Annotated in this window: 26 protein-coding genes; 6 read left to right on the forward strand and 20 right to left on the reverse strand. The window is 65.1% G+C overall.

Annotation, left to right across the window (positions count from 1 at the left end; genetic code table 11):
• Positions 1 to 75 precede the first annotated feature (75 nt).
• The gene (mazG, locus tag ACMZ6R_RS10175; RefSeq protein ID WP_416110998.1) at positions 76 to 861 is read right to left on the reverse strand and encodes a nucleoside triphosphate pyrophosphohydrolase; all 786 of its coding nucleotides are present in this window, start codon (positions 859 to 861) and stop codon (positions 76 to 78) included.
• On the reverse strand, positions 858 to 1,688 hold the full coding sequence (locus ACMZ6R_RS10180; RefSeq protein ID WP_416111000.1) for a CvpA family protein: 831 nt from the start codon (positions 1,686 to 1,688) through the stop codon (positions 858 to 860). Before ACMZ6R_RS10180 ends, mazG begins: the two co-directional genes overlap by 4 nt.
• 125 nt (positions 1,689 to 1,813) lie before the next feature.
• On the opposite strand from ACMZ6R_RS10180, the gene ACMZ6R_RS10185 reads away from it, so the two are divergent.
• Together ACMZ6R_RS10185 and ACMZ6R_RS10190 are read left to right on the forward strand one after the other, a co-directional pair.
• Complete coding sequence (locus ACMZ6R_RS10185) at positions 1,814 to 2,932, forward strand: AAA family ATPase (protein ID WP_416111002.1); 1,119 nt, start codon at positions 1,814 to 1,816, stop codon at positions 2,930 to 2,932.
• A gap of 201 nt (positions 2,933 to 3,133) precedes the next feature.
• Positions 3,134 to 4,735, forward strand: a complete 1,602-nt coding sequence (locus tag ACMZ6R_RS10190; protein WP_416111004.1) for an SGNH/GDSL hydrolase family protein — start codon at positions 3,134 to 3,136, stop codon at positions 4,733 to 4,735.
• On the opposite strand, the gene ribD is transcribed toward ACMZ6R_RS10190, so the two are convergent.
• Both ribD and ACMZ6R_RS10200 read right to left on the reverse strand, forming a co-directional pair.
• Positions 4,707 to 5,840, reverse strand: coding sequence for a bifunctional diaminohydroxyphosphoribosylaminopyrimidine deaminase/5-amino-6-(5-phosphoribosylamino)uracil reductase RibD (gene ribD / locus ACMZ6R_RS10195; protein WP_416111005.1), 1,134 nt, complete (start codon positions 5,838 to 5,840; stop codon positions 4,707 to 4,709). The genes ACMZ6R_RS10190 and ribD overlap by 29 nt on opposite strands.
• Positions 5,827 to 6,291, reverse strand: a complete 465-nt coding sequence (locus tag ACMZ6R_RS10200) for a deoxycytidylate deaminase (protein WP_416111007.1) — start codon at positions 6,289 to 6,291, stop codon at positions 5,827 to 5,829. The genes ribD and ACMZ6R_RS10200 overlap by 14 nt, the downstream gene beginning before the upstream one ends.
• Positions 6,292 to 6,658: 367 nt before the next feature.
• Between ACMZ6R_RS10200 and ACMZ6R_RS10205 the strand changes: the two genes are divergently transcribed.
• Entirely contained in the window at positions 6,659 to 6,976 is a 318-nt protein-coding gene (locus tag ACMZ6R_RS10205; protein WP_416111009.1) for a hypothetical protein, read from the forward strand.
• A 97-nt stretch (positions 6,977 to 7,073) separates the two neighbouring features.
• Here ACMZ6R_RS10205 and ACMZ6R_RS10210 read toward each other — a convergent pair whose 3' ends face one another.
• From ACMZ6R_RS10210 to ACMZ6R_RS10250, 9 genes are all read right to left on the reverse strand, one after another.
• Complete coding sequence (locus tag ACMZ6R_RS10210) at positions 7,074 to 7,271, reverse strand: GGDEF domain-containing protein (RefSeq protein WP_416111011.1); 198 nt, start codon at positions 7,269 to 7,271, stop codon at positions 7,074 to 7,076.
• A 155-nt stretch (positions 7,272 to 7,426) separates the two neighbouring features.
• Positions 7,427 to 8,665, reverse strand: a complete 1,239-nt coding sequence (gene glyA, locus ACMZ6R_RS10215) for a serine hydroxymethyltransferase (protein ID WP_416111013.1) — start codon at positions 8,663 to 8,665, stop codon at positions 7,427 to 7,429.
• Between the two features lie 95 nt (positions 8,666 to 8,760).
• Entirely contained in the window at positions 8,761 to 10,005 is a 1,245-nt protein-coding gene (gene fabF, locus ACMZ6R_RS10220) for a beta-ketoacyl-ACP synthase II (RefSeq protein WP_416111015.1), read from the reverse strand.
• A gap of 66 nt (positions 10,006 to 10,071) precedes the next feature.
• On the reverse strand, positions 10,072 to 10,308 hold the full coding sequence (locus ACMZ6R_RS10225) for an acyl carrier protein (RefSeq protein WP_416111017.1): 237 nt from the start codon (positions 10,306 to 10,308) through the stop codon (positions 10,072 to 10,074).
• 42 nt (positions 10,309 to 10,350) lie between these two features.
• Entirely contained in the window at positions 10,351 to 11,079 is a 729-nt protein-coding gene (fabG, locus tag ACMZ6R_RS10230) for a 3-oxoacyl-[acyl-carrier-protein] reductase (RefSeq protein ID WP_416111019.1), read from the reverse strand.
• 214 nt (positions 11,080 to 11,293) lie between these two features.
• The gene (locus ACMZ6R_RS10235) at positions 11,294 to 12,286 is read right to left on the reverse strand and encodes a beta-ketoacyl-ACP synthase III (protein ID WP_416111021.1); all 993 of its coding nucleotides are present in this window, start codon (positions 12,284 to 12,286) and stop codon (positions 11,294 to 11,296) included.
• Between the two features lie 16 nt (positions 12,287 to 12,302).
• Positions 12,303 to 13,352 (reverse strand): phosphate acyltransferase PlsX, encoded by a 1,050-nt coding sequence (gene plsX / locus ACMZ6R_RS10240; protein ID WP_416111023.1) that lies wholly within the window; start codon positions 13,350 to 13,352, stop codon positions 12,303 to 12,305.
• On the reverse strand, positions 13,342 to 13,524 hold the full coding sequence (gene rpmF / locus ACMZ6R_RS10245) for a 50S ribosomal protein L32 (RefSeq protein WP_416111025.1): 183 nt from the start codon (positions 13,522 to 13,524) through the stop codon (positions 13,342 to 13,344). Before rpmF ends, plsX begins: the two co-directional genes overlap by 11 nt.
• A 62-nt stretch (positions 13,525 to 13,586) precedes the next feature.
• The gene (locus ACMZ6R_RS10250) at positions 13,587 to 14,138 is read right to left on the reverse strand and encodes a YceD family protein (protein ID WP_416111027.1); all 552 of its coding nucleotides are present in this window, start codon (positions 14,136 to 14,138) and stop codon (positions 13,587 to 13,589) included.
• A gap of 192 nt (positions 14,139 to 14,330) precedes the next feature.
• Here ACMZ6R_RS10250 and rpmB point away from each other — a divergent pair, with 192 nt between their 5' ends.
• The gene (gene rpmB, locus ACMZ6R_RS10255) at positions 14,331 to 14,537 is read left to right on the forward strand and encodes a 50S ribosomal protein L28 (protein ID WP_005990833.1); all 207 of its coding nucleotides are present in this window, start codon (positions 14,331 to 14,333) and stop codon (positions 14,535 to 14,537) included.
• Between the two features lie 132 nt (positions 14,538 to 14,669).
• On the opposite strand, the gene ACMZ6R_RS10260 is transcribed toward rpmB, so the two are convergent.
• On the reverse strand, positions 14,670 to 16,001 hold the full coding sequence (locus ACMZ6R_RS10260; RefSeq protein WP_416111029.1) for a hemolysin family protein: 1,332 nt from the start codon (positions 15,999 to 16,001) through the stop codon (positions 14,670 to 14,672).
• Positions 16,002 to 16,193: 192 nt separating this feature from the next.
• On the opposite strand from ACMZ6R_RS10260, the gene ACMZ6R_RS10265 reads away from it, so the two are divergent.
• Complete coding sequence (locus tag ACMZ6R_RS10265; RefSeq protein WP_416111031.1) at positions 16,194 to 16,415, forward strand: hypothetical protein; 222 nt, start codon at positions 16,194 to 16,196, stop codon at positions 16,413 to 16,415.
• A gap of 103 nt (positions 16,416 to 16,518) precedes the next feature.
• Here the strand turns inward: ACMZ6R_RS10265 and gltX are convergent, their stop codons facing one another.
• Together gltX and ACMZ6R_RS10275 are read right to left on the reverse strand one after the other, a co-directional pair.
• Positions 16,519 to 17,913, reverse strand: a complete 1,395-nt coding sequence (gltX, locus tag ACMZ6R_RS10270; protein WP_416111033.1) for a glutamate--tRNA ligase — start codon at positions 17,911 to 17,913, stop codon at positions 16,519 to 16,521.
• A gap of 99 nt (positions 17,914 to 18,012) precedes the next feature.
• Positions 18,013 to 18,234 (reverse strand): NifU family protein, encoded by a 222-nt coding sequence (locus ACMZ6R_RS10275; RefSeq protein ID WP_416111035.1) that lies wholly within the window; start codon positions 18,232 to 18,234, stop codon positions 18,013 to 18,015.
• Positions 18,235 to 18,432: 198 nt separating this feature from the next.
• Here ACMZ6R_RS10275 and ACMZ6R_RS10280 point away from each other — a divergent pair, with 198 nt between their 5' ends.
• Positions 18,433 to 19,764: a DUF4405 domain-containing protein gene (locus tag ACMZ6R_RS10280; RefSeq protein ID WP_416111037.1), complete on the forward strand. Its 1,332-nt coding sequence runs from the start codon at positions 18,433 to 18,435 to the stop codon at positions 19,762 to 19,764.
• A 153-nt stretch (positions 19,765 to 19,917) separates the two neighbouring features.
• Here ACMZ6R_RS10280 and ACMZ6R_RS10285 read toward each other — a convergent pair whose 3' ends face one another.
• From ACMZ6R_RS10285 to ACMZ6R_RS10300, 4 genes are all read right to left on the reverse strand, one after another.
• A complete protein-coding gene (locus ACMZ6R_RS10285) occupies positions 19,918 to 20,676 on the reverse strand; it encodes a hypothetical protein (RefSeq protein ID WP_416111039.1) in 759 nt (252 codons plus the stop codon).
• Between the two features lie 26 nt (positions 20,677 to 20,702).
• Positions 20,703 to 21,005 (reverse strand): hypothetical protein, encoded by a 303-nt coding sequence (locus ACMZ6R_RS10290; protein WP_416111041.1) that lies wholly within the window; start codon positions 21,003 to 21,005, stop codon positions 20,703 to 20,705.
• A 162-nt stretch (positions 21,006 to 21,167) separates the two neighbouring features.
• On the reverse strand, positions 21,168 to 22,610 hold the full coding sequence (locus ACMZ6R_RS10295; RefSeq protein ID WP_416111043.1) for a YIP1 family protein: 1,443 nt from the start codon (positions 22,608 to 22,610) through the stop codon (positions 21,168 to 21,170).
• 121 nt (positions 22,611 to 22,731) lie between these two features.
• Complete coding sequence (locus ACMZ6R_RS10300; RefSeq protein ID WP_416111045.1) at positions 22,732 to 23,955, reverse strand: hypothetical protein; 1,224 nt, start codon at positions 23,953 to 23,955, stop codon at positions 22,732 to 22,734.
• Between the last annotated feature and the right edge of the window lie 44 nt (positions 23,956 to 23,999).

The raw sequence follows: 23,999 nt of genomic DNA on the forward strand, positions 1-23,999 counted from the left end.
GGAGGGGAGAGCGCGAGAGGGGAACCCTTTTTTCAAAAAGGGTTCCCCTCTCGCACTTTCCTATCTTTTCCCTTTCTACCCTTTCTTTACTTCATCCCACAGGGCGTTTTTGGCGGTCATGTCCAGGCTGTCGAGGTCGAGGCCTCGCGTCTTGGCCAGGGCTTCCATGGCCTTGTAGCGCGTCAGGAATTTGTTATTGGCCACGTCCAGGCAGCTGTTGGCCTTGAGTCCCAGCCGGCGGCCGTATTCGGCCAGGGAGAAGAGGTAATCGCCGAATTCCTCGGCCATGGCTTCGGCGTCGCCCGAGGCCACGGCGGCGTCGAGCTCGGCTTTTTCCGCGTCGAGGCTTTGGCGCATGGCTGCGTCGGATTCCCAGGTAAAGCTTGCCCGGGCGGCCTTGGAGTGGATGCGGTAGGCCTTTAAAAGCGGCGGCAGGCCCTTGGGCAGGGTGGCGAAAAGCCCTTGATGGTCCTTGTCTTTTTCGGTGCGCTTGATGCGTTCCCAGTTTTTGAGGAGCTCTTCGCGGGTTTCCACCTTCAGGTCGCCGAACACATGGGGATGGCGGCGCACCATCTTGTCCGAGGCGACCGTCAGGGCGTCGGACAGGGTGAAGTCGCCGCGTTTGGCGGACAGCGTGGCGATGAAAAGCAGCAGGAACAGGACGTCGCCGAGTTCCTCGGCCGTGCCGGCCGGGTCGTCCGAGCGGATGCAGTCCACCAGTTCGAACGCTTCCTCGATGACGTAATCGCACAGGCTGCGGGGGGTCTGGGTCTTGTCCCAGGGGCAGCCGTCCGGGGCGAGCAGGGCGTCGAGCACGCCTTGCAAGCGGGCCAGGGCTTCGGCCGTGGTGTTTGCACTCATGGTTTCTTCTCTGTTGCTGCGGCGTGCTGGGCCGCTTTGGCATGGGATGTCGTCTTGGCCGCCGTTTCCTGGGCGGGCGTGGCGGTCTTTTTATGCCGCGACGTTTTCTTTTCCGTGTCGACGGCTTTTTTTTCGGGCTGGGCCTTGGGCTTTTCCTCCCGTTTTTTCTCGGGGGCGGCCTTCGGCTTTTCGGCGGGTTTTTTTTCGGGTTCGGGCGCTTTTTTCACGGTCGGCGCCTTGTCCGGTTCGCCCTTCTTTTTCACGGCGGCGGGCGCCACTGTCGCGGCCGAGTCCTTCTTGCCGAGGTTGCGCAGCTTTTCGTTGAGGTCCGGCGGGATGTAGCGGGCGAGCTTGACGCTGACCTTTTCCAGCTGGGGCACCAGGAGCGACCCTTTGAGGAAATCCGGATGCGGCGCGGCCAGGTGGATGAGAAAAAGCAGCACTGCGGTCAGCACCACGCCCTTGGCCAGGCCGAAGGCGCCGCCGAAAAGCCTGTCCGCCCATTGGGTCGTGGTTACCTTGACCATGCCGGATATGGCGAGCGCCAGGAACCAGACCCCGAGCAGGGTGGCGGTGAAAAGGATGATGTAGGCGGCGGTGCCGGCGTAATTGCCGGAGATGAAATCGGTCAGGTGCGGGGCCAGGGCCTTGTGGTAGGCGCCGGCGCAGTAGAAGCCCAGCACGATGGCGGCCAGCGACCCGGCTTCCTTGACCAGACCGCGCATGTAGCCCCGGATGCTGAAAAAGAGCCAGATTATGGCGAGAAGCAGGTCGGCGATATTGAGCGTCGGCATGAAATCCCGGGAGGTTAGCGGTTGCCGCGCCACCTTGCGCTCCCGCCTCTTAGCAAATGCCCCCCCAAAAACCAAGCGCGCCGGCAAGGGGGCGTCCCGTGCGCTTGTCCGGGCAGCTCGAAGCAGGTAGGAAGAGGAAAACCAGAAAGGATGCGCGCATGGAAGAGTCCCTGCTCCCGGTTGCCATCGACGCTTTTTTGGCCAAGCGCGTGCTCGGCCAGAAAGACCTGCTTACGCGCATCAGCGTATCGCTTTACAAGCACATCCACGGCCTGCCCGCGCCGAACGTCCTGCTCGTCGGCAACTCCGGCACGGGCAAGACCACGCTTATGCAGGCCATCGCCGCTTTTTACGAGGCCCACGACTCGCTGGCCAAACTGCGGGTCATGATCGTCATCAACGCCAACACGCTCGCCGCCGAGGTGGTGGGCGAGGACCGCACGGCGCGGCTTTTCGCCAAGCTCGAGGCGCGGGCCAGGGTGCTTTTCGGTGCGCATCTCACGGCGGCCGAACTGACGGAATACCTGGAAAACGCCACGGTGTGCGTGGACGAGGTGGACAAGATTTCCGGGCGCATCTCGGGCAAGCCCAACGTCTCGGGCATCGCCACCCAGTATGCGCTTTTGACCATGCTCGAAGGGGAACAGTTTCTCTACCGGGCCAAGGTCATGGAGGACGGGCGCGAGACGGAGGTCGACCTGGCCCTGGATACGGGCCGGCTGCTTTTCATCTGCGGCGGGGCGTTCGAGGAGCTTTACGACCAGGTCTACGGCTGCCTTGTCAACCGGCGCGACGACAGGCGGCTCAAGGAGGTTTCCGAGGTGGAGCGCCGGGCCGACGGAACGGTTTCGGTGCGTACGGTGACCCGGTTCAAGCTGTGCGACTACCTGCGCCTGGCCGATCTTTTCACCTATGGCATGATGCCGCAGTTCATTTCCCGTTTCGGCTCCATTGCCGTGCTCGACGACCTGGGCAAGGAGGAGTTGCGCCGGATATTGCTCGAATCCGCCAATTCGCCGTTGCGCCTGACCATGGAGTACTTCCGGTACATGGGCATCCGGCTGGCGGTGACGGAGGGGGCCGTGGACGCCATTGCCGAGGCGGCGGTCAAGAACAGCCGCATCGGCGCCCGGGCCCTGCGCGAGATATTCAACGGCCTGATCGCGCCCCACGAGTTCGATCCGTTCCACTCGCCGCGCTTTGCGCAAACCGAGTCCGGGCCGACGCTCACCATCGACCAGGAAACGGTCACGCAGTACCTGTGCCGGATGGACTAGGCCGCCGGTCCGCCTCGGCGACCTCGCAACGGAAGACGCCGTGGGCTTTGCGACGGCGTCTTACGGAACAACCACAAAAAAAGCCGCATCCCGCCAGGGGGCGATCCCCGGCAGCCTTGCTGCGGGCGGGGTGACGGTACAGTATCAGGTGATATGCAGGTTCAATGGTCCGCCGTCAAAACGGTCTGTCTGGTGACGCTTATGACACTGGTTCTGCTGGCCGGCGTGGAGATGTCCCTCCGCTATGCCGCCAAGACCGCGCCAGCCTATGTCGATTACACGTTTTACGACAACCTCCTTGGCGATCTTCCGCCCAATACGGCCGTTGTCGACAATCTGATCCAAGGGCTTCCCTATCATGTCACGACCGACGCGCAGGGGTTTCGCAAGGCCCCGGGCCTCGCCGCTACCCAGGCGCGCGGGAAGACGGTGCGGATTTTGTGCCTGGGGGATTCCTTCACCTTCGGCGTAGGGGTCGATGACGCCTATACCTATCCGGCCTTGCTGCGCCGTTTTTTGGAACAGCGTTATCCGGATACCCGGTTCGAAGTGTTTAATTCCGGCATCCCTTTTTTCGATATTGTCGACGAACTGGACTATTGGCAGCAAAAAGGCTGGAAACTGCATCCGGATATCGTCATTTGCCAGTTTTTTTATAATGACGTGCAAACCATGAATGGTGGGGCCTTTCGAAGAACGAACCGATTCCCGCCCAAAAAATATAACCGGGTCGTGGATGCGTTCAAGAATCTGCGACTGGTGCAGGCGGCATCCGCCCTGGCCTACAAACTTGGCCTGCCCAAGCCTGTCCAGGCGGGGAGTTCCGAAGCCGACAAGGCTTGGTACGCCGGGCGGTACAGTGGCCCGGTGACGGACGAACAGGCGGCCATCATCAATACGACCGCGCGCATCCTCGATCAGCGCACGATCGGACAGATCGCCGGGCGCTGGGAAGCCTATTTTCGCAATCTTCTCGAACTGCGTCGGGATGTGACGGCGACCGGGGCGCAGTTCCTCTTTTTAAGCATTCCGGACAGGTCGCAGATCCTCACCGATCTTTATGCGCCTTCGGCCGTCCTCAACACACGGCTCGACAGCGCGGGCATCGCCTTTGTGGACTGCCTGCCTCTTTTCCGGAAACTCTATTATCGGAACCGGACGGAACCGTATAATACGCCATACGATTTTCACACGAATAAAATCGGCAACACCTTGATTGCCCATGAGCTGGCCGCGGCCATAGGGGGCGGCGATGCGGGAAATGCCAGGATCGTACCGCCCCGCAATTTTCCGTATGACGCGGTCAAAAACGTCCCCTTGGTGTTCGATGGCAAGACCATTGTCGCTTCGGGCGGGCAGGCGGGGGTAACGGTGTCCTGCCGGACCAAGGGGCTCGTTTTCCAGGGGGCATCATCGGATCGCCCCCAGGTGGAAGTCACGGATTATAACGAGGCTCCCGGAGAATTGACCCTCGTTTTGCGACCGGAACGGGCTCTCCGGTATTTTGCCGTCAACATGCGCCCCGTTTTGTTCAACGAGGCACAAAATGGCGGGATCAAAGGGTTTGTTTCCTATGCGGCGGGGCAAAGCGAACTGCTTATCGACCGTGACCACGACACCTCGTCCGATACGCCCTATCTCTACGAGCACTACGCGCCGGAGGGCGGCATCACGGAAGTGACGCTCCGTTTTTTCATCGGCAAATCTACGGGTATTCTTTTCGATAAGAACGTCGAGGACCTCAAAGACTTTTTTGTTTTTTCCTATGCGGGCGCTAAGCCGGCGGGCGCAGCCGGACCATGACATCCGTGCCCACGCGTTCCATGGCGGTGAAGCGCAGTTGCGTCGCATCCGCCATGCGGGCAACGGTCAGCCCCGAAAACCCGGGGACGGCCGCCGCGTCGCCAAGGACCTTGGGCGCGTAGAAAAGAACCAGTTCGTCGGCAAGCCCCTGCCCCAACAGGCTGGTGGCGAGTGCGCCACCGCCTTCGCACAACAGCGCGAAGACGCGCGCCTCCCGGCGCAACCGGGCCAGCCCGGCCGCCAGATCGAGCCCTTCGCCGTCCGCTGCCCTGGGCAGTCCCCACACCCGTACCCCGGCCTTTTCCAGCTGTGTGGCGACAGGCGACGCGGCCGCCTTGGCGTCGGTCAGGAAAACGAGCCGGGTCGGCCGTTCCTTGAGCAACGCCAGCGGCGCGTCCGCGGCCGGCAACTGGCGCGTGACCACCACGCCGAGAGGCTGGGGATTGTGGCCCAGCGGGTGATTCTCCGGCAGACGGTGGGTCAGCCGGGGATCATCGGCGCGCAGCGTGCCGCCGCCGACCATCACGGCCGAGGACGCGGCGCGCATGACGTGGACGCGCTCCCGGGATGCCTCGCCGCTCACCCAGGCGGCGTCGCCGGTGCGGGTGGCGATGCGTCCGTCCAGGGTCATGGCCAGCTTCACCGTCACGTAGGGGCGGCCCAGGGTCTGCCAGGTGATGAAATCGGCCACGGCCTCGCGGCACTGCGCGTCAAGCACGCCGACCGTCACCTCCACGCCTTCCTGGCGCAGCAGCGCGGCCCCGCCGCCGGCCACGGGATTGGGGTCCAGACAGCCGACGACCACGCGGGCAATGCCCGCGTCCAAAAGCGTTCGCGAGCACGGCGGGGTCTTGCCGAAATGGTTGCACGGCTCGAGGGTCACGTACATGGTGCAGCCGGCCGGTGAGATGCCTTTTTTTTCGGCGTCGTGCAGGCATTCCACTTCGGCATGGGGCCCGCCGAACACCTTGTGCCAGCCTTCGGCCACGATGGCCCCGTCGCGCACCAGTACCGCGCCGACCCGGGGGTTGGGCATGACATATCCCCGGCCGCGTTCGGCCAGCTCCAGGGCCCGGGCCATGAAATCCGCATCAGCAGGGGCCATACTCGCCCTCCAGTACTTCGAAGCCGATGCCGGCCTCGGCGATCATCTTGGCCGAGAGCGGATCGGGATAACCCTGGCTGAAATAGATGTGGCTGATCTGGCAGTTGATCAGCATCTTGGTGCAGATCAGGCACGGCTGGGTGGTGCAGTAGATGTGCGCGCCGGCGATGGGCACACCGTGCAGGGCGCATTGGATGATGACGTTTTGCTCGGCGTGCAGGCCTCGGCACAGTTCGTGGCGTTCGCCCGAGGGAATGCCCATCTGTTCGCGCAGGCAGCCGATATCCAGGCAGTGGGCGGTGCCGGACGGCGAACCGTTGTAGCCCGTGGCCAGGATGCGACGGTCCCTGACGGCCACGGCGCCAACCTTGCGGCGCAGGCAGGTGCTGCGCTCGGCCACGAGATAGGCGATGCGCATGAAATATTCTGGCCAGGGCAGGCGATTATCCATGGTGGCGACTCCGTACGGAGGAGTGGAACCGGGGGAGGGAACCCCTTTTTGCAAAAAGGGGTTCCCTCCCCCGGACCCACTCCCTCCCGAAAAACTTCAAAAGGGGGTGAGCGGCGAGAGTGGACCAAGGCGGGGAAGGCGTCAAGGCGCGGGCATATGGGAAAGGTGTATTTCATAGCGTGTATGTATATTTTAGTGTGAACTGTTTTATTGCTGGGAAAATGACTGTTGCGCAGGGGGCTACTTATTGTATCTTGATCATCCATGTGCACGAAAAAGAGACAATTGTTGTGCTGCACCTGTATATATTTTAAACATACTTGTTTTGTGTATAATTCTATACTGTTGATATGCTAAGAGAAACATTATGGCATCGCTTTTGCTTCCCAACGATGCAAATCAGACAAAGGGGATTGGGATGAAAAAGCTCCTGATGGGAACGGTGTTGGCTTTGACGGTGTTGGCAAGTGCCATGGCCTATGCGCAAAACGGTTTGGGGTCCGGCCCGTGGTGGATGGACGGCGACGATGCGCCGCAGGGGGTTGCTGGATCGCTTGCGGGAACGTGTCTGGGTACCGGCACCCCCACAACGGGTCTCGGTCTCGGTCTTGGGCTCGGCTACGGCGATGGCACCCAGCCGCAGCCGCTGGACGGCACCGGGTTCGGCAGCCCCTGGGCGCAATAAACGCAAAGCCCAGCTTCCCGATCCGGCCGCAGGCCTGACGTACAAATCCCCCGGCGACAGTGTCCCCGGGGGATTTCTCTGTTGGTATTCGCAAGATTCAGGACTGCCATATGGCGTTGCGGCCGGCGCGCTTGGCCGCATAGAGCGCCTCATCCGCCCGGCTGATCAGGCTGTCGAGGGTGTCGCCTTCGCGCATGCACACCACGCCGATGCTGACGATCATCGGCTCCGCCTCGGGATAGCGGCCGGTGGCCAGGGCGCGCGCAGCGTTGGCGTCGGCTCCCTGGGACACCATCGGATGGACAACTAACTGGTTGTAAAGGAGTAATCGCTCCCGGCTTGAAACAACATCGGGCCGGCAGGACGAAAGTCCCACCAGCCCGATGCGCTATATGAACCGGGGAGAATAAGCTCCCCGGCAGGGGCTTGGGGGAAACCCCCAAGTCTTTTCTACCAGGCGAACAGCGGAAATCCCTTGGCGAAGGTCTGCACGTCCTTGCGGATTTCGTCCAGCTTGGTCTCGTTTTCCCGCGAGGCGATGGCCGCGTCGATCCAGCCGACGATCTTTTCGATGTCCGCCTCGACCATGCCGCGTGTGGTCAGCGCCGCCGTGCCCATGCGCACGCCCGAGGTGACAAAGGGCGAACGCGTCTCGAAGGGCACCGTGTTCTTGTTGACCGTGATGCCGGCCAGATCCAGGGCATGTTCGGCGTCCTTGCCGGTCACGTCCTTGTTGGTCAGATCGATCAGCACCAGGTGGTTGTCCGTGCCCCCGGAAACCAGGTCGTAGCCGGCGTCCATGAGTCCCTTGGCCAGGACCTGGCAGTTTTTCACCACCTGTCCCTGGTAGGTCTTGAAGGCGGGCTTCAAGGCTTCGCCGAAGGCCACGGCCTTGGCCGCGATGACGTGCATGAGCGGGCCGCCCTGGATGCCGGGGAAAATCTGGGAGTTGAGCGACTTGCCGAACTCCTCGGAAGAGAGGATCAGGCCGCCGCGCGGGCCGCGCAGGGTCTTGTGCGTGGTCGAGGTGGTGTAGTGGGCGTAGGGGATGGGCGAGGGATGGTGGCCTGTTGCGACCAGCCCGGCGATGTGGGCCATGTCCACCACGAGCTTGGCCCCGACTTCGTCGGCGATGGCCCGAAAGCGCGCAAAGTCGATGATGCGGGGATAGGCGCTGGCCCCGGCCATGATGACGGCGGGCTTGTGTTCCTTGGCCAGCCGTTCGACCTCTTCGTAGTCGATGGTGCCGGTTTCCTTTTTCACGTGGTAGGACACGATGTTGAAAAGCCGGCCGGAAAAGTTGACGGGCGAACCGTGGGTGAGGTGGCCGCCGTGGGAGAGGTCCATGCCGAGCAGGGTGTCGCCGGGCTTCATGGCCGCGAAGTAGACGGCCATGTTGGCCTGGGAGCCGGAATGGGGCTGCACGTTGGCGTAGCCGGCCCCGAAAAGCGCCTTGACCCGGTCGCGGGCCAGATCCTCGGCGATGTCCACGTATTCGCAGCCGCCGTAGTAGCGCTTGCCGGGATAGCCTTCGGCGTACTTGTTGGTGAGCACGCTGCCCTGTGCCTGGCGCACGGCCACGGAAACGAAGTTCTCCGAGGCGATCATTTCGAGCTTGCCGGTTTGCCGGTCTATCTCCAGGCACACGGCGCGCCCGACTTCGGGGTCGGCGATGAGCAGTTCTTCCATGGGCCTCTCCTCCCAAAGCGCGCGGGGGGAAACTCGGGTATCGAGCCTCCCCCCGTTAAAGGATTGCGGTGGCGGCCGATCGGGCCGAAACCCGCCTATTCGACGAAAGCCTTGAACAGCATGCAGGCGTTGGTGCCGCCGAATCCGAACGAGTTGCAAAGGACGTTGGCGACGTCGGCCTTTCTGGCTTTGCCGGGCGTGTAGTCCAGATCGCAGACCGGGTCCGGCGTCTCCAGGTTGATGGTGGGCGGAATGATGCCCTCCACAATGGTCTTGATGCTCATGACCGACTCGATGCCGCCGGCCGCGCCCAGGCAATGCCCGATCATGGACTTGTTGGAGGTGATGGGCACCTTTTTGGCGTGCTCGCCGAGCACGGTCTTGATGGCCGTGCTCTCGCAGGCGTCGTTTAAGGACGTGGAGGTGCCGTGGGCGTTGATGTGCGCGATGTCGGCCGGTGCCAGGCCCGCCTCGCGCAGGGCGGCCCGCATGGCCAGGACCATGCCTTCGCCGTCCTCGGGCGGTGCGGTCATGTGGAACGCGTCGCCCGACGCGCCGTACCCGATCACCTCGCCGTAGATGCGTGCGCCGCGCGCTCTGGCGTGTTCCAGGGATTCGAGCAGCAGCAGGCCGCAACCCTCGCCGATGACGAAGCCGTCGCGGGTCGCGTCAAAGGGGCGCGAGGCCTTGGTCGGATCGTCGTTGCGGGTGGAAAGGGCCTTGAGCGCGTTGAACCCGCCGACGGCCAGGGGGGTTATGGTGGACTCCACGCCGCCGCAAAGGGCGGCCGAGGACCGGCCGAGGCGGATGTCGGTAAAGGCCGTGCCGATGGCGTGCATCCCCGAGGCGCAGGCCGAGGTGGTGCACATGTTGGGGCCCTTGGCCCCGACGGCGATGGACACCTGGCCCGCGGCCATGTTGGCGATCATGGTCGGGATGAAAAAAGGCGAGACCCGCGACGGCCCTTGGGCCAGCAGCTTGGTATGGGTGGCCTCGAGGGTTTCGAGGCCGCCCAGGCCGCAGCCGATGATGACGGCCACATCGGCCGCCTCGGCGGGGTCGACCTTGTATCCCGCGTCCTCCATGAGCATGGCGGCGGCGGAGAGGGCAAACAGCGAGAAGCGGTCCAGGCGTTTGGCGAGCTTTGGCGCGACAAAAGCCTTCTCGTCGAAGTTTTTGACCTCGCAGGCGAAGTGCGTATCGAAGGCGGTGGCATCAAAACGCGTGATGGGGCCCGCACCGGATACGCCGGCCAGAAGATTGGTCCAGCTCGTAGCCAGGTCGTTGCCGATGGGGGTGATGGCCGCTAGGCCGGTGACGACTACCCTATTTAAAGTCATGGCGCTTCCGTCCGCGGCCGGGGCGACGTCTTGGCACGCCGCCCCGGTCGACAGGGCGTTTGGGGCTTATTCGCCCTTTTTCTTTTCGATAAAGGAGATGGCGTCCTGCACTTTCTGGAGCTGCTGGGCGTCTTCATCGGAGATTTCCACGCCGAACTCCTCTTCCATGGCCATGATGAGCTCGGTCAGGTCCAGGGAGTCCGCGCCCAGGTCATCGACGAACTTGGCGTCGGGGTTGACCTCGCCGGCATCCACGCCGAGCTGATCCACGATAATCTCTTTGACTTTTTCCGCGACAGACATGGTTTCCTCCAAATAGTGGCCGGATTTATCCTAAACGTTGCATTACATGTACATGCCGCCGTTGATGCCGAGGACCTGTCCCGTGACGTAGGCGGCGTCGTCGCTGGCGAGGTAGCCTACGGCGGCGGCGATTTCGGCGGGGGAACAGGCGCGCTTGAGCGGTATGCGCTCGGCAAAGGTCGCCTTGACGGCGTCCGGGAGCACGGCGGTCATGTCGGTTTCGACGAATCCCGGGGCCACGGCGTTGACCGTGATGCCGCGCGGGGCCAGTTCCAGGGCGGCGGACTTGGTCAGCCCGATAAGTCCGGCCTTGGCCGCGGCGTAGTTGGCCTGGCCGGCATTGCCGGACTGGCCGACCACCGAGGTGATGTTGACGATGCGGCCGGCGCGGCGCTTCATCATGAGCTTGGCCGCCTCGCGCAGGCAGGTGAAGGCCCCGATCAGGTTGACCTGGATCACGGCCGCGAAATCTTCGTCCTTCATGCGCGCGATCAGCCCGTCGCGGGTGATGCCGGCATTGTTGACCAGCACATGCAGTTCGAGGCCCTTTACGTGCTCGGCGAAAAAGGCGGTGACGGCGGCCGGATCGGACGTATCGAGGGCCATGGCCCTGGCGCTGCCCCCCTCGGCCGTGATGGCTGCGGCCACTTGCGCGGCAGCGTCGGGCTTGCTGACGTAGGTGAGCAGGACGTCGAAACCGTCACGGGCAAGCCGCGCGGCCGTGGCCGCGCCGATGCCGCGAGATCCGCCGGTGACCAGTGCCGTACGCATGGCGCAACTCCTTGCGGCGCGTGGAAGGTTTCCCCGTAACGCGGCCGGATTGTTTTTCGTAAGACGGGGGCGTGGGACAGGGTCCCGCCCCGGCCGGGCAGGGCGACACCCTAGCCGAAACGCCCCGTGACGGCAATCGCGTTTTCCCGCGCGCCGTCGCCTTATTCGCGCCTTTCCGGGGATGGTCGCCGCCGGGAACGCGCGCGCCGCTTCCTCAGAACTGGACCAGGGCCGAGCCCCAGGTGAAGCCGCCGCCGAACACGCCGAAAAGGACCCGGCATCCCGGGGAAAGCCGGCCCTCGGCCTTGGTTTCCGCCAGGGCGATGCCCACGGTGGACGCCGAGGTGTTGCCGAAGCGGGCGATGGTGGACACCACCTTTTCCTCGGGCAGGGCCAACTTCTTGGCCACGGCTTCCATGATGCGCAGGTTGGCCTGGTGCGGAATGAAAAGATCGATGGCGTCAATATCCAGGCCGTTTTTGGCGACAAGTTCCTCGCACACGGTCGTCATGTTGCGCACGGCGTGCTTGAAGACCTCCCGGCCGTTCATGAAAAGGAAATAGTCCTCGTCCACGGTGTCGCCGAGCTTGTAGGGATGGCCCGAACCACCGCCCTTGATGGTGAGTAGATGCCCGAGCGAACCGTCGCTTGCGAGCAGCACGTCCACGATGCGCCCGTCGCCCGGCCGAGGGTCCCCGGCCGAGATGATCGCCGCGGCCGCCGCGTCGCCGAAAAGCACGCAGGTGCGGCGATCGGCCCAGTTGGTGCGCGAGGTGAGCACCTCGGCCGCCGCCACGAGCACCTTGGCCTCGGGGTGCAGGGCGAGGACGGCCCGGGCCATTTCCAGGCCGTAGATGTAGCCCGAGCAGGCCGCGTTGACGTCCTGGACCACCTTGCCCTTGATGCCGAGCTTTTCCTCAACGAGGCAGGCGGCCGAGGGCGTGTAGTAGTCCGGGGTGACTGTATAGAGAAAAATATGGGTCAGCTCGTCGGCGTCCATGCCGGCATCGGCCAGGGCGCGGCGGGCCGCTTCGGCCGTCATGTCGCTGACGGCTTCTCCGGGCGCCGCGATGTGGCGTTCCTTGATGCCGGTGCGGCTGGTGATCCACTCGTCGGACGTCTCGACGATTTTTTCCAGGTCGGCGTTGGTCAGAATTTTTTCGGGCGCGTAATAGCCAAGGCCGCGGATGTAGGCTTCGTGCTTCATGAGGGAGGGGGCTCGGTTAGCGTTGGTCGTTGACGGCCTGGCGGCGGGAGCCGGCCAGATCGATGTTCTTGGCCACAGCCGCGGAGAGGTGGGTGTTGGCTTCCATCTCCACGAACCGGGCGGCCATGCGCACGGCGCTGGACATGGCTTTGCTGTTGGAGGCGCCGTGGCAGATGAGGCAGATGCCTTTGAGCCCCAAAAGCGGCGCGCCGCCGTATTCGGCATAGTCGACCAGGCGCGAGAAACGCTTGAGCGCGTTTAAGGCCAGCATGGTGCCGATCTTGCCGAAAAAGCCGCGTCGCAGCTCGCCCTTGAGCAGTCTGCCGAGCGAGGAGGCCAGGCCCTCGGCCTGCTTGACCACCACGTTGCCGACAAACCCGTCGCACACGACCACGTCCACATTGCCGGTGAACAGGTCGCGGCCCTCGATGTTGCCGACGAAATTGAGCGAACTCAAGCGCAGGAGATCAAAGGTCTCCTTGACGAGGTGGTTGCCCTTGCCCGACTCCTCGCCGTTGGAGAGCAGCGCCACGGCCGGGTTCTCGCGCCCGAGCATGGTCTGGGCGAGCACCGAGGCCATGACCCCGAACTGGAGCAGGTGGAAGGGCTTGCAGTCGACGTTGGCCCCCACGTCGATGATGACGCAGTGGGAGCGTTCGGTCGGCATGAAGGTGGCGAGCGCCGGACGTTCCACCCCCGGCGCGCGGCCGATGGTGAACATGGCGCAGGCCAGGGTCGCGCCGGAGTGGCCGGCGGAGATGACCCCGTCGGCGGCGCCGTCGCGCACCAGATTGCAGGCCACCTGTATGGAGGAGTCCTTCTTGCGCCGCAACGCTTCGGAAGGCTTCTCCTGCATCTCCACCACCTGGGTGGCGTGCACCACGGAAACCGGCAGGCCCTTGACGTCGTAGCGGGCGAGCTGGGCGTTTATGGCGTCCGTGTCGCCCACCAGGAGAATCTCGGCCTTGCCGGTCCTGGCGGCGTGCAAAGCGCCGGGAACGACCACGTGGGGACCGAAGTCCCCACCCATGGCGTCCACGGCGATGCGCGGTTTGTTATTCGGCATCGTCCTTCCGCAGCATCTGGCGGCCACGGTACATGCCGCAGCTGGGGCAGACGCGATGGGGCAACGTCGGCTCGCCGCAGGAGCAAAGCACCACGGCGGGAACCGGGACGTGGTCGTGGGCGCGGCGCATACCTTTGCGGGACTTGGAGATTTTTCTATTGGGGACGGCCATGGCGATTACCTCGCAGCTAGGGTTTTAATGTCGTATAATATGCGGCTCGCGGCGATTGTGCGTCAATGCCGCTGCTTCGAGCCGTTCGGGACCTTCAATTGTCGCAGGACGGCAAGCCTGGGGTCGCCTTCCTCCTTGGAGCAGGAGCACGGCCCGTTTTTCAGCGACGCCCCGCACTGGGGACAGAGCCCCGGGCAGTTTTCGTCGCACAAGGGCTTGGCCGGCAGGGCGAGCAGGAACTGTTCCCACAAAAGGCTGGCCACGTCCAGTTCCAGCACCTGGCCCCGGCGGCGCAGCAATCCCGGCTCAAGGGACTGTTCGCCATCCACGGGGGTTTCCTCGAACAACTCGAAATCGACCGCGACGTCGAGCATGGTCTCCTCGGCGCAACGGTCGCAGGGGGTGACGACCTTGCCGGCAAGCCGTCCCCGCACCAGCGCCCCCCGGTTTTGCGGCAGCACGGTGAACGTGGCCGCAAGCCCGGTTCCCGGCACGTCGAGACGGTGCGGCAGATCGAATTCCCCGATGGATCCGGTCCAGATGGACTGGTCGGAAAACGAAAACTCCCGGCCGGTTGCCGGGATGTCGGTGATATCGAGCCAAAGTTCGGACATGGGTTCCCTCGCGGAGAAAAGAGTGCTAGTCTGTGGCCCGTGTGTTGTCAAGAAAAAGCTTGCCAATGCCTTCGTTCCCATGTACCTCACAAAATTCTTTGCGTCACTGCGAAAAAACACGCGGTCGCGGCAGCCCGGAAACCTTGTCCGGCGGGCCGTCCCGCGACATATGTTTTCGGGAGGAACCTCGTTATGGCCAAGATCTGTGAGCATTGCGGCAAAAAGCCCCAGAGCGGCAACAACGTCAGCCACGCCAACAACAAGAGCAAGCGTCGGTTTTCGCCCAACCTGGTCAAGGTGCGGGCCCAGCTGCCTTCCGGCGAAGTGACCACCATGACGGTGTGCACCCGCTGCCTGCGCTCCGGCGCGGTGACCAAGCCTGTCGCCAAGACCGCCTAGTTTCGTTTCCAGCCTTTTCTTATAGTAAGGTCGCAAAAGCGGCGCGTCATCCGGCGCGCCGCTTTTTTTTCGTTTGGGAAAGGAGGATGGCGGGGCGCGTTTTGTAAGACAAGGTTTTCCCCTGGCTCTTGATCACGCGTCCGGTCCCGTCTGGTCCGTTTTTTTCAAAGCGGGCGTCACCAACACCCGGTCGATGCGCCGGCCGTCCATGTCCACGATTTCAAACGTCGCGCCAAGGGCGGTGAGCTTGTCGCCGATGGCCGGGATGCGGCCGAGGCGTTCCAGCAGGAATCCGGCCAGGGTGGCTTCGCTGACGTCCTCGGGCCAGGGCCGGGGCAGGGCCAGGGCGGCGGCCGCCTCGTCCATGGGTGTGGCCGCGTCGATGAGAAACGAGCCGTCCTCACGCGCGACCATGGCCGGCTCGTCGTAACCGGAAAGCCCGGGCAGATCGCCCACCATGTCCTCGAACACGTCCGCCGCCGTGACCATGCCCACCACGTCGCCGTATTCGTCCACCACCAAGGCCAGATGCAGGCGCGGCGACTGGCGAAAGCGCGACAGCAGCGACAGGCCGCGCAAGGTCTCCGGTAAAAAGACCGGCGGCGTCAGGTGGCCGGCCAGATCGATCCGGCCGTCGCGCAGATAGCCGGCCAGCACGTCCTTGGCCCGCACCACCCCGAGCACCTGGGAAAAATCCCCCCGCACGACCGGAAACCGGGTGTGCGGGCTTTCCATCATGGCCGCAAGGGCTTCCTCGGCTGGCGCGTCGATATCGACGCGGTCGATCTTCGAGCGGTGGGTCATGATGACGTCCAGCGGCCGGTCGGTGAGCCGCAGCACCCGCTCCATGATGGCATGTTCCTCGTGTTCCAGCGCCCCGTGCAGCATCCCCTCGCGCAAAAGGCCGCGGATATCCTCCTCGGTCACGTCCTGCTCGCCGTCCACGCCGTCGAAACCGAGCAGGCCCACCACGCCGCGCGTGGCCAGGCCGAGCAGCCGCACCGCCGGCCGGCTGGCGAAAAGCAGCGCCCGCATAACGGGCGCGGCGGCCATGGCCAGTCCTTCCGGCCAGGCCAGGGCCAGCCGCTTGGGCACCAGTTCGCCGAAAAGGAGCGTGATCACGGCGATCGGCACCACCACCCCGGCCAGGGACAGGGTGTGAGCATAGGGCGAAAGGATCGGGAACGTGTGGAGAAAGGCGGCCAGCTCTCCGGCCAGGGTCGCGCCGCCGTAGGCGCTGGCAAGCGTGCTGGCCAGCGTGATGCCGATCTGTACGGCGGACAGAAAGGTTTCCGGATGTTCCCGCAGGCGCAGGCAGGTCCCGGCCCGGCGGTTGCCGGCCTCGGCCAGGGCCTGCAAACGGCTTTTGCGGCAGGCGACCAGGGCCATTTCCGCCATGGAGAAAAAGCCGTTGACGCAGATGAGGCCGAGAACGGCCAACAGTTCCAGGGTGATCGCGGTCATGGACGCTCCGTACGGCGGCGGCCCGCCGGTATGGGACCATGGTAGCATCGGCGGCGGCAAAGGCGAAGGGCGCTCGGGGGGGGCGGTTGCGGATGGTTGTCATGCCGTATTGTATTGTGGTTAGGACATGGTATGGTGGTGCAAGGTATAATTTCCATTACATCAGTATGGAATGCATGCAAGGAGGGTTCCATGGCCGATTGCGAATGCCTGGCCGGCTGTGTCTTTTTCAACGACAAGATGCAGAACATGCCGAATGCCGCCAATCTGCTCAAGAAAAGACTGTGTCGCGGCGACAATACGAAATGCGCCCGCCATATGGTGCTTGTGGCCATGGGACGGGAAAACGTGCCTCCCGATCTGTCGCCCAATCAGGTGGATCGCGCGGCGAGCCTCATTGCGTCGAATACGTGACCAGTTCTTAGGCGCGACAATGCAAAAAGCCCCCGGACACGGCCATGACCGTGCCCGGGGGCTTTTGCAGCGTCGGGAAAGAGATCGGGTGGCGGGTGCCGGCCTACAGGGCCAGCGCCCGGTCGATACGGGCGAGCACCCGCTTTTTGCCCATGGCGGCCATGGTCTCGAAGAGCCCGGGGCTGGCCGTGCCGCCGGTGATGGCCACGCGGATGGGCTGGGCGAGCTTTTTGAACTTGAGCTCCCTGGCCTCGAGATAGGCCGCGACCGCCTGCTCCATGGAGGCCTCGTCAAAGCAGCACAGGGCCTCGAGGATGGCGCGTACGTCGGTGAGGTGCTCGCGCACCTCGGGGGTGAGAAACTTCTGCACCGCCTTCATGTCGTAGACCAGATCGTCCGTGCGGACGACAAAGCATTCGGTCTTGTCCGCCATCTCGGCCAACGTCTGGGCGCGCGGCTGCAAAAGCGGCACGATGCGGGCCAGGTATTCCAGGTCCTGGGGCGGATAGCCCTTGCGCTCGAGGAACGAGTTGACCAGCACCGCCAGTCGCGAGGCCGGGCTTTCCTTGATATAGTGGGCGTTTAACCACAGGAGTTTGGCCTTGTCGAACACGGCGGCCGAACTGCCGAGGTTGTCTGTGGAGAAAAGCTGGACCAGCTCCTCGCGGGAGAAAAGCTCCTGGTCGCCGGAGGACCAGCCCAGGCGCACCAGCCCGTTGAGCATGGCCTCGGGCAGGAAGCCCTCGGTCTCGTACTCCATGACCGCCGTGGCCCCGTGGCGCTTGGAGAGCTTTTTCTTGTCCGGGCCGAGGATCATGGGCACATGGCCGAAGCGCGGCAGGGGCAGTTGCAGGGCCTTGTAGATGAGGATCTGGCGCGGCGTGTTGTTCAAATGGTCGTCGCCCCGGATGATGTGGGTGACGCCCATGGTGGCGTCGTCGACCACCACGGCCATGTTGTAGGTCGGCGAGCCGTCCGGGCGGCGCAGGACCATGTCGTCGAGCTCGGCGTTGTCGAAGGAGACCGGCCCCTTGACCATATCGTCGACCACGGTCGCGCCGGAAATCGGGGCTTTGAGCCGCACCACCCGGCCCGGCCCGGGGCCAAGGCCCGCCTCGCGGCAGCGGCCGGAATACTTGGGCTTGAGGCCCTTGAGTCTCGCCTCCTCGCGCATGGCCTCGACTTCCTCGGGCGTGCACGAGCACCAGTAGGCGTGACCGGTTGCGAGCAGCTTGTCGATGTACTCGTTATAGATGTCGAAGCGCTGGCTCTGGTAGGTGATCTCGCCGTCATGGTCGAGGCCGAGCCACTCCATGGCGTCGAGGATGGATTTGGTCATGTCGGCGTTGGACCGGGCCAGGTCCGTGTCCTCGATGCGCAGCAGAAATTTGCCGCCGGTGTGGCGGGCCAGCAGCCAGTTGAAAATGGCCGTGCGCGCGCCGCCGATATGCAGATAGCCGGTGGGGCTCGGGGCGAAACGGGTAACGATGGTGCTCATAGAGGCTCCAAAGCGAAAAAAGGGAGCTGCCGCGGCGGCTCCCCAGGTGACGGACGAAAACGCGGCCGGGGCGCGGCCGGCTGCGGGAAATGGACGGAGCTAGACGGGTTCCACGGCCTTGACGCCCGGAACCTCCTGCATGAGAATGCGTTCGATGCCGTTTTTGAGCGTCATCTGCGACATGGGGCAGCCCTTGCAGGCGCCGGTGAGCCGCACCTTGACGATGCCGCCGTCGGTGACCTCGATCAGTTCCACATCCCCGCCGTCGGCTTGGAGGCTGGGACGGATCTTGGCCAGGGCGGCTTCGACTTTCTCTCGCATGGCGATACTCCTTGGCGTGGGCCTTGGCCGCGGCCGACGATGGCGGGCGACCTTGCGGCCGGGAGGTAGCGTCTTTGGGGGGCGGCGTCAACCGCGCCGCCCTTGGCCCCGCCTCGGGGATGGGCAAATGCGGCCGGGCGTGCTAGAGGGCGGACAACCCGAACGCCCGACTGATAAACCGGGCGGTGGAGCCCCCGCATGTTCAAGAAATCCGTCTTCCTGATTCTCCTTTTCTCCTTCTTTTTCCTGATGCTCTCGGCCCTGGTGGTCTTCATCGCGCCGGCGGCCCGGGTCGCCTCCTGGGCCGACTGGACTTTTCTGGGCCTGTCCCGGCCAAGCTGGGAGGCCGCGCACCTGGGCATGGGCCTGCTTTTCGTCGTGGCCGGACTGGCCCATGTGGCCTGCAACCGGGCGACCCTCCTCGATGCCTTGCGCGACGCCGACGGCGTGGTGGTGCTTTTCACAAGGCCGTTTTTCGTGGGCCTTATCGTGGCCGTGGCGGTTTTCGTCTGGTCCCTCGGCGGCATGCCGCCGGTCGGCCAGCTGGTCGCCGTATCGGACTATCTCAAGCAACGGGCCGTGGAGACCTACGGCGAGCCGCCCTATGCCGAGGCCCAGCGCTCGACCCTGGAAAGCCTGGCCCGGCGCATGGGCATGGACAAGGACAAGGCGCTCGCCCTGCTGCGGCTTAAAAACATCAAGGCCGAAAGCGCGAACATGACGCTGGCCGAGATCGCCCGGCAAAACGGGGTGGCCCCGGGTGGGGTGTTCGAGGCGTTGCGCATGGTCATGGAGCCTTCGGGCGGCAACCCGGCCGGGCTGCCCAAGGACCCGCCCCCGGGCCTTGGCCGGCGTAAGCTTTCCGATATCTGCGAGGAATACGGCCTGCCCCAGGCCACGGCCATGTCCCGCCTCGCCGCCGCCGGGATGAAAGCCCAGCCGTCCTGGACGCTGACCGACACGGCCAAGGCCAACAACGTGCTGCCCATCGCCGTCTACGAGGCCCTGCGCACGGAAAAGCCCGCCCCGGTGGCGGTGGAGGTCACGCCCACGCCCGAGGCCGCGACGCCCCAGCCGGTCCAGGAGCAGGAAAGCGCCCCTGCCCAACAGCAGCCGACCACCGTCCAGCAATCGGCTCCCGTCCAGGAGCCCACACCTGTCCAGGCCGCGCCGCAACAGGCTCCCGTGGCCCAGCCTGCCCAACCGGCCCCCGGCGTCGCTTCCCAGCCGGGGTATGCGCCAACGACGCCGGGAGCGGTCCAGCCCTCCCAGCCGGGCTATCCGCCGGCAACCGTCGCGCCGGCCCAACCCCCGGCTCCGGCCGCGTCCATCCCGGCCACCCCGCCGCCGGGGCTGGAGAAAATGATGCTTCAGACCTTTTGCCGCGAATACGACATTCCGCTTTCGGTGGCCGTGCAGCGGCTGGCCCGGCACCACATCACGGCCTTCGGCGACATGAGCTTCGAGGAGCTGTCGCTGGAAAACAACCGCACCCCCTCCGACATCATGCGCCTGGTCGTCGGCCAGTAGGAAGAAGCGGCAGGTCCGCCGGGTACCAGTCCCCTCGTTTTCCGGCAACCCGCGACCGGGCCCGGGCAGGCAACAGGCGCCGGAAAGAAAAAGGGCAGGTAATTACCTGCCCTTTTTTACTGTCCTGCCTGGGGAAGTCCGTGACTCGCCGGATCAGAGACGGCGGCCGGACGGAGCCGGGGCCGGTTGCGGCGGCGCGGGGTTGGGGCCGGCTGGGGGCGGCGGCACGAAGCCGTAGTTCCACTTGGTCATGGTGCCGCCCATGTCCATGGCCAGCGTGGAGGTGATGGCCGTCAGCGGATCGGTCGGCATGCGGTTTTTGCGGGCGAAAAGGATGTAGTCCTCGACGAGCCCGGTCTCCATGGTGCCGGCCTCGGCCATGGACCACAGGCGTTCGCCGTTTCGGGCGTCGATGACGTCGAAGGTGAAGGACACGCCGCTGTCGCCCCGGGTGCCGCCGGAGAGGACGTAGGTGAACTTGCCGACGATGACCGTATCGAGGCCCATCCTGCGGGCCACGGCCACGGCTTGCGGTGTGCTCGCCCCGCGCAGCTTGGGCTCGTAGAGGATCTTGGGGAAGACGCGGTCCCGGGTCCAGGTCTGCCAGACCACCCGGGTGAGCTGTTCGCCCAGGTCCTGGGATCCGGCCATGTCCTGGGTGACCTCGAAGGGCACCATGAGCGCCGAGACGGGCGCCGGCGGCGAACGCATGGGCTCGACGTAGACCTCGGGGCTGTCGCGGCGGGTGTAGTTGTCGATGTAGACGGTGCTCTTGTCGGAGAGCTTGGGTTCGATGGCGCAGGCGGCAAGAAGCGTCAGCCCGGCCAGGGCGCAAACGAGTCCAGCCAGGCGGGCGGCCAGGCGGGTGGTCAGGCAGGCGGGCAGACGGGCGAGACGCGGATGGCGGCGCATGGCGTTCCTCCTGGGCCGAAGGGCGGTTACTGGCGCGTGGTGGTGACCACGGGCGCGTCGCAAAGGGTTTTCAGGAGCTGTTCGCGCGAGGAAAGCAGGCTCTCGCGCAGCTCGATGCGTTTTCGCGACGGAAGCATGCGAAATTCCGGGCGCGCGGCCATGCGCCCAAGCTCCAGCATTTCCCGGCGGATACGCCTGGCCTTGAGCAGAAAGGCCTGTTCCTCCGGGCGGACCTTGGAAGCCACCTCGGCCAGTTCGGCCAGTTCGGCGGCCATGGTCCGAAAGGTCTCGGGATGGATCTCCCTGGCCAATCGGCGCTTTTCGGCCATGTTCCGCCATTTTGTCCGCAACCATGCCAACATGGGCGTCACCGCGTCATCGCCCAGGCGATAGAGCCCGGGGCAGGGTCCGTCCGTCCGCGCACGCTTTCCATGCCAGTGTCTTCGCGTTTCCCGAAGCCTGCGTCAAGAGGACCAGGGGGACGGCAGGCTTTATCGGCCGGGCGTGAAGTTTTGCAGCATGGCCAGGAGCAGAAAGAGATAAATGGACCATTTGATAAAGATGACGGCCAGGGTCTGGGTGTAGGCGCCCTGGTGGACTTTTTTGAGCCCGATGGCCTGCAGCACCATATACCAGACGAGAATGACCGGGGAGAGGATCTGGCCGGCCACGGGCACGGCCGAAAGGACCGTTGGCGCGGCGCTGTAGCACAGCACGCGGAACGTCTCGTTAAATCCTTTGTTGGCGCTGCGAAAAAGCCGCAAGAGCAGGTGGGTGAGCCAGGCGTCGAGGTAGATGCCGAAGGTGATGGCCAGGGGCACGAGCAAAAGCGCGATGAGAAATCCCAGCCCGGGCGTGGCGGCGGCGGCCCCCAGGGGATCGGCCTGGCCGGGATCGCCGATCCTGGCCCGCAGGCCCATAATCGACCATAAAAAGTCGATGACGAGCAGAAATTCGCTGATGAGCAGGTTGAAGGCCAGCGCCTTGCCTTTGGGGCGGCCCAAGGGCATGTCGCCAAAAAATTCCACGGGCGTGAAAAGGATTTTCTTGAGCGTGCGGAAAAGGCCCGGGAAGAACCCGTAGGCGTCCACCCGTTCCCAGGGAATGGGATCGGTGACGGTTTCCCGGGGAGGCGTGTCGGCGTTTTCCCGCGCGTCGTCCGCTTCGTCTTCGTCGTCCGCTGGCGCCTCGGGTTTGGCGGCGCGTTTGCGGGACGGCGAGGCGTCCATGGCCTGGAGTCTGGCCCAGATGTCCCGCACGCCGTCGCTGGCCCGTTGGCCGTCGCTCTGGCCGTGGCCTTTCTTGGGAACCTCCGGGCTTTCGGCCGCATCTTCCCTGGTTGCCGCCGTATCGTCTGGATCGTCGCGCTGCGCTGCGCCGGGCGTGGCTTGTGTGTCGCGCGGGTCCTCGGCCGGGACCCTGTCGCCGGGGCGGTCTTCACCGGGCGCGGGAGAGGTCGCGTCCTCTTCGACCTCGGGGTCGTGTCCGGCCGTTGCCGCCGGTTCGGGCCTGCTGGCGGCGACTTCTTGCGCGACTTGGGACCATTGGTGATCGCGCGAGGGGGTGTGCGCCTGCTCGTCGGGCGCTTCTTCCGGGACGGCGGCCTCGGCCTTTGGCGCGGGATCCTTGGACCGGTCGGAAGGCGGCGCGAGGTCTTCGGGCGCGTCGTCCTGGTGGGGGGACTCCCAATGGGTGACCGGCGGGGCGGCCGTTTCCGCCTGCGCGGCGGGTCCGGGTCTGCGCCAGGACGAGACGTCGCCATGGGACCGCATGGGCTCGCGGTCGTTGGCTGCGGTCCGGGAATCGGAATCGTTATCCGTGCGGAATTTGAACCGATGGCGACATTTCGGGCATGTGGCCATGGTCGAGGTCACGGGAATTTTCTTGTCGGGCAATTCCCGAAAGTAGCCGCATTGTGGGCAAGTGATGCGCATCGTGTCCCTTTGTGAAGCGCCCTGGCGTTGCCGCCTGACGCAAGCCGACGCAAGGCAGTGTAGCCACTCCCCGGCGGCAAGGCAACTGCACGGGGGTGGCGGAAGGCCGGCCTGGGGCTGGTTACCACAGGCCGGGCAGCAGCAAAACCCTGTCGTCGGGGGCGTTGGCGGCCAGGGCGGTGAAGAATTCCAGGGGCAGGGCCGGGTAGTCGCGGCTGAGGCGGTGGGCATGGTGGCCGGCGGCGGCGTCATAGGCCGCGAGCTTGGCCGTGACGGCCGCGTCGTCGGTGAGCAGGCGGTTTAAATGCAGCAACGGGGCGTCCAGGGCCAGGACGACGGGGCCGGCGAGCCCTTCCAGGCGTTCGTGGACCGGACGGACGTAGCGAGGGCGCGAGGGCGGTTCCTTGGTGAAAAAGCGCAATTGCAGGTCCGGCCAGAGGCCATGCCCGGCTTTGACGTGGCCCGGGTCGGGATAGAGGGTGAGCCTCGGAAAGTAGGCTCCGGCCAGTCCGGGCATGGCGGCAAGCCGGGGAAGCGTTTCCCGAAAGCCCGGGCCGGGCCGTTCGTCGGGGTCGAGGCTGAGGATGCGCCCGGGGGGACAGGCGGCAAGCAGCGTGTTTCGCTGGGCGGCGAAATCGCCGGAAAGCGGCCGGGCCAGATGGCGCACGGGCATGCCCAGCCGGGAGGCGGCGTCCCGGCCCGAGGCGGGTACGGCCCGGGCGTCCCAGGCGATGACGGCCCGTTGGGCCAGCCCGGCGCAGGCGGCAAAAAAATCGGCCAGGGCCGGCTCGTCCGGTCGGGCCAGCACGGCCAGGGTTACGGGCGCGGGCGCGGCGGCTTTGTCCGGTTTCGGCAACGACACGACTTCGGCCAGCATGCGCCGCAGCCAGACGAGGCTTTGGCGGATCTCCGGCGGGCAGGGCTCTGGATTGACAGTGACGAGCGTTTGCGGGCCAAGTGGCGCGGTCATGGCCGGCAGGCAGAAAAGGGCCTGGCGCGAGGAGTCGGCCAGAAGCTGGCGATTGCCGTCCGGGCCTACCCAGGCGAGCTTTCCCGCGTCGCGCAGCCTTGCGGCGGCGACGGTGTCCGGGGTGAGAACGGTCAGGGATGCGGCCGGCGGCAAGGCGTCGGCCAGGGCGGCGGCCACATCGCCCGTGCCAAGGCCAAGCAGCAGCACATGCCGCCGCTCCCTGGCGGCGCGCACGACTCGCTCGACCCGCACGGCCGTGCGTCCGGGATCGGGGGACGGGGCGTCTGTGCCGGGAACAGGAGTCGCCGCCTGGCCGCCGAGCCGCCAGGACAGGATCTCGCTCGTGAACGTGAAAAAGGGATGCGCGTCGGCCACTGGAGCCTCCGTCCGGGGCTGTACCGTGGGAAGCGGCCGGAAGT

It is taken from the genome of Solidesulfovibrio sp. C21 (assembly GCF_047785625.1).
Classification (GTDB): domain Bacteria; phylum Desulfobacterota; class Desulfovibrionia; order Desulfovibrionales; family Desulfovibrionaceae; genus Solidesulfovibrio.

Bases quoted from the DNA above. Each gene is read 5' to 3' on its own strand.
- ACMZ6R_RS10275 (WP_416111035.1), bottom strand. From the start codon at position 18,234: ATGCGAGAGAAAGTCGAAGCCGCCCTGGCCAAGATCCGTCCCAGCCTC.
- ACMZ6R_RS10290 (WP_416111041.1), bottom strand. From the start codon at position 21,005: ATGGCCGAAAAGCGCCGATTGGCCAGGGAGATCCATCCCGAGACCTTT.
- glyA (WP_416111013.1), bottom strand. From the start codon at position 8,665: ATGGAAGAACTGCTCATCGCCGACCCCGAAGTCGGGCGCGCCGTGTGC.
- ACMZ6R_RS10285 (WP_416111039.1), bottom strand. From the start codon at position 20,676: ATGCGCCGCCATCCGCGTCTCGCCCGTCTGCCCGCCTGCCTGACCACC.
- ACMZ6R_RS10225 (WP_416111017.1), bottom strand. From the start codon at position 10,308: ATGTCTGTCGCGGAAAAAGTCAAAGAGATTATCGTGGATCAGCTCGGC.
- ACMZ6R_RS10205 (WP_416111009.1), top strand. From the start codon at position 6,659: ATGGCATCGCTTTTGCTTCCCAACGATGCAAATCAGACAAAGGGGATT.
- ACMZ6R_RS10250 (WP_416111027.1), bottom strand. From the start codon at position 14,138: ATGTCCGAACTTTGGCTCGATATCACCGACATCCCGGCAACCGGCCGG.
- fabF (WP_416111015.1), bottom strand. From the start codon at position 10,005: ATGACTTTAAATAGGGTAGTCGTCACCGGCCTAGCGGCCATCACCCCC.
- gltX (WP_416111033.1), bottom strand. From the start codon at position 17,913: ATGAGCACCATCGTTACCCGTTTCGCCCCGAGCCCCACCGGCTATCTG.
- plsX (WP_416111023.1), bottom strand. From the start codon at position 13,352: ATGCCGAATAACAAACCGCGCATCGCCGTGGACGCCATGGGTGGGGAC.
- mazG (WP_416110998.1), bottom strand. From the start codon at position 861: ATGAGTGCAAACACCACGGCCGAAGCCCTGGCCCGCTTGCAAGGCGTG.
- rpmF (WP_416111025.1), bottom strand. From the start codon at position 13,524: ATGGCCGTCCCCAATAGAAAAATCTCCAAGTCCCGCAAAGGTATGCGC.
- ACMZ6R_RS10185 (WP_416111002.1), top strand. From the start codon at position 1,814: ATGGAAGAGTCCCTGCTCCCGGTTGCCATCGACGCTTTTTTGGCCAAG.
- ACMZ6R_RS10210 (WP_416111011.1), bottom strand. From the start codon at position 7,271: ATGGTGTCCCAGGGAGCCGACGCCAACGCTGCGCGCGCCCTGGCCACC.
- ACMZ6R_RS10280 (WP_416111037.1), top strand. From the start codon at position 18,433: ATGTTCAAGAAATCCGTCTTCCTGATTCTCCTTTTCTCCTTCTTTTTC.
- ACMZ6R_RS10295 (WP_416111043.1), bottom strand. From the start codon at position 22,610: ATGCGCATCACTTGCCCACAATGCGGCTACTTTCGGGAATTGCCCGAC.
- ACMZ6R_RS10190 (WP_416111004.1), top strand. From the start codon at position 3,134: ATGACACTGGTTCTGCTGGCCGGCGTGGAGATGTCCCTCCGCTATGCC.
- ACMZ6R_RS10200 (WP_416111007.1), bottom strand. From the start codon at position 6,291: ATGGATAATCGCCTGCCCTGGCCAGAATATTTCATGCGCATCGCCTAT.
- ACMZ6R_RS10235 (WP_416111021.1), bottom strand. From the start codon at position 12,286: ATGAAGCACGAAGCCTACATCCGCGGCCTTGGCTATTACGCGCCCGAA.
- ACMZ6R_RS10265 (WP_416111031.1), top strand. From the start codon at position 16,194: ATGGCCGATTGCGAATGCCTGGCCGGCTGTGTCTTTTTCAACGACAAG.
- rpmB (WP_005990833.1), top strand. From the start codon at position 14,331: ATGGCCAAGATCTGTGAGCATTGCGGCAAAAAGCCCCAGAGCGGCAAC.
- ACMZ6R_RS10260 (WP_416111029.1), bottom strand. From the start codon at position 16,001: ATGACCGCGATCACCCTGGAACTGTTGGCCGTTCTCGGCCTCATCTGC.
- fabG (WP_416111019.1), bottom strand. From the start codon at position 11,079: ATGCGTACGGCACTGGTCACCGGCGGATCTCGCGGCATCGGCGCGGCC.
- ribD (WP_416111005.1), bottom strand. From the start codon at position 5,840: ATGGCCCCTGCTGATGCGGATTTCATGGCCCGGGCCCTGGAGCTGGCC.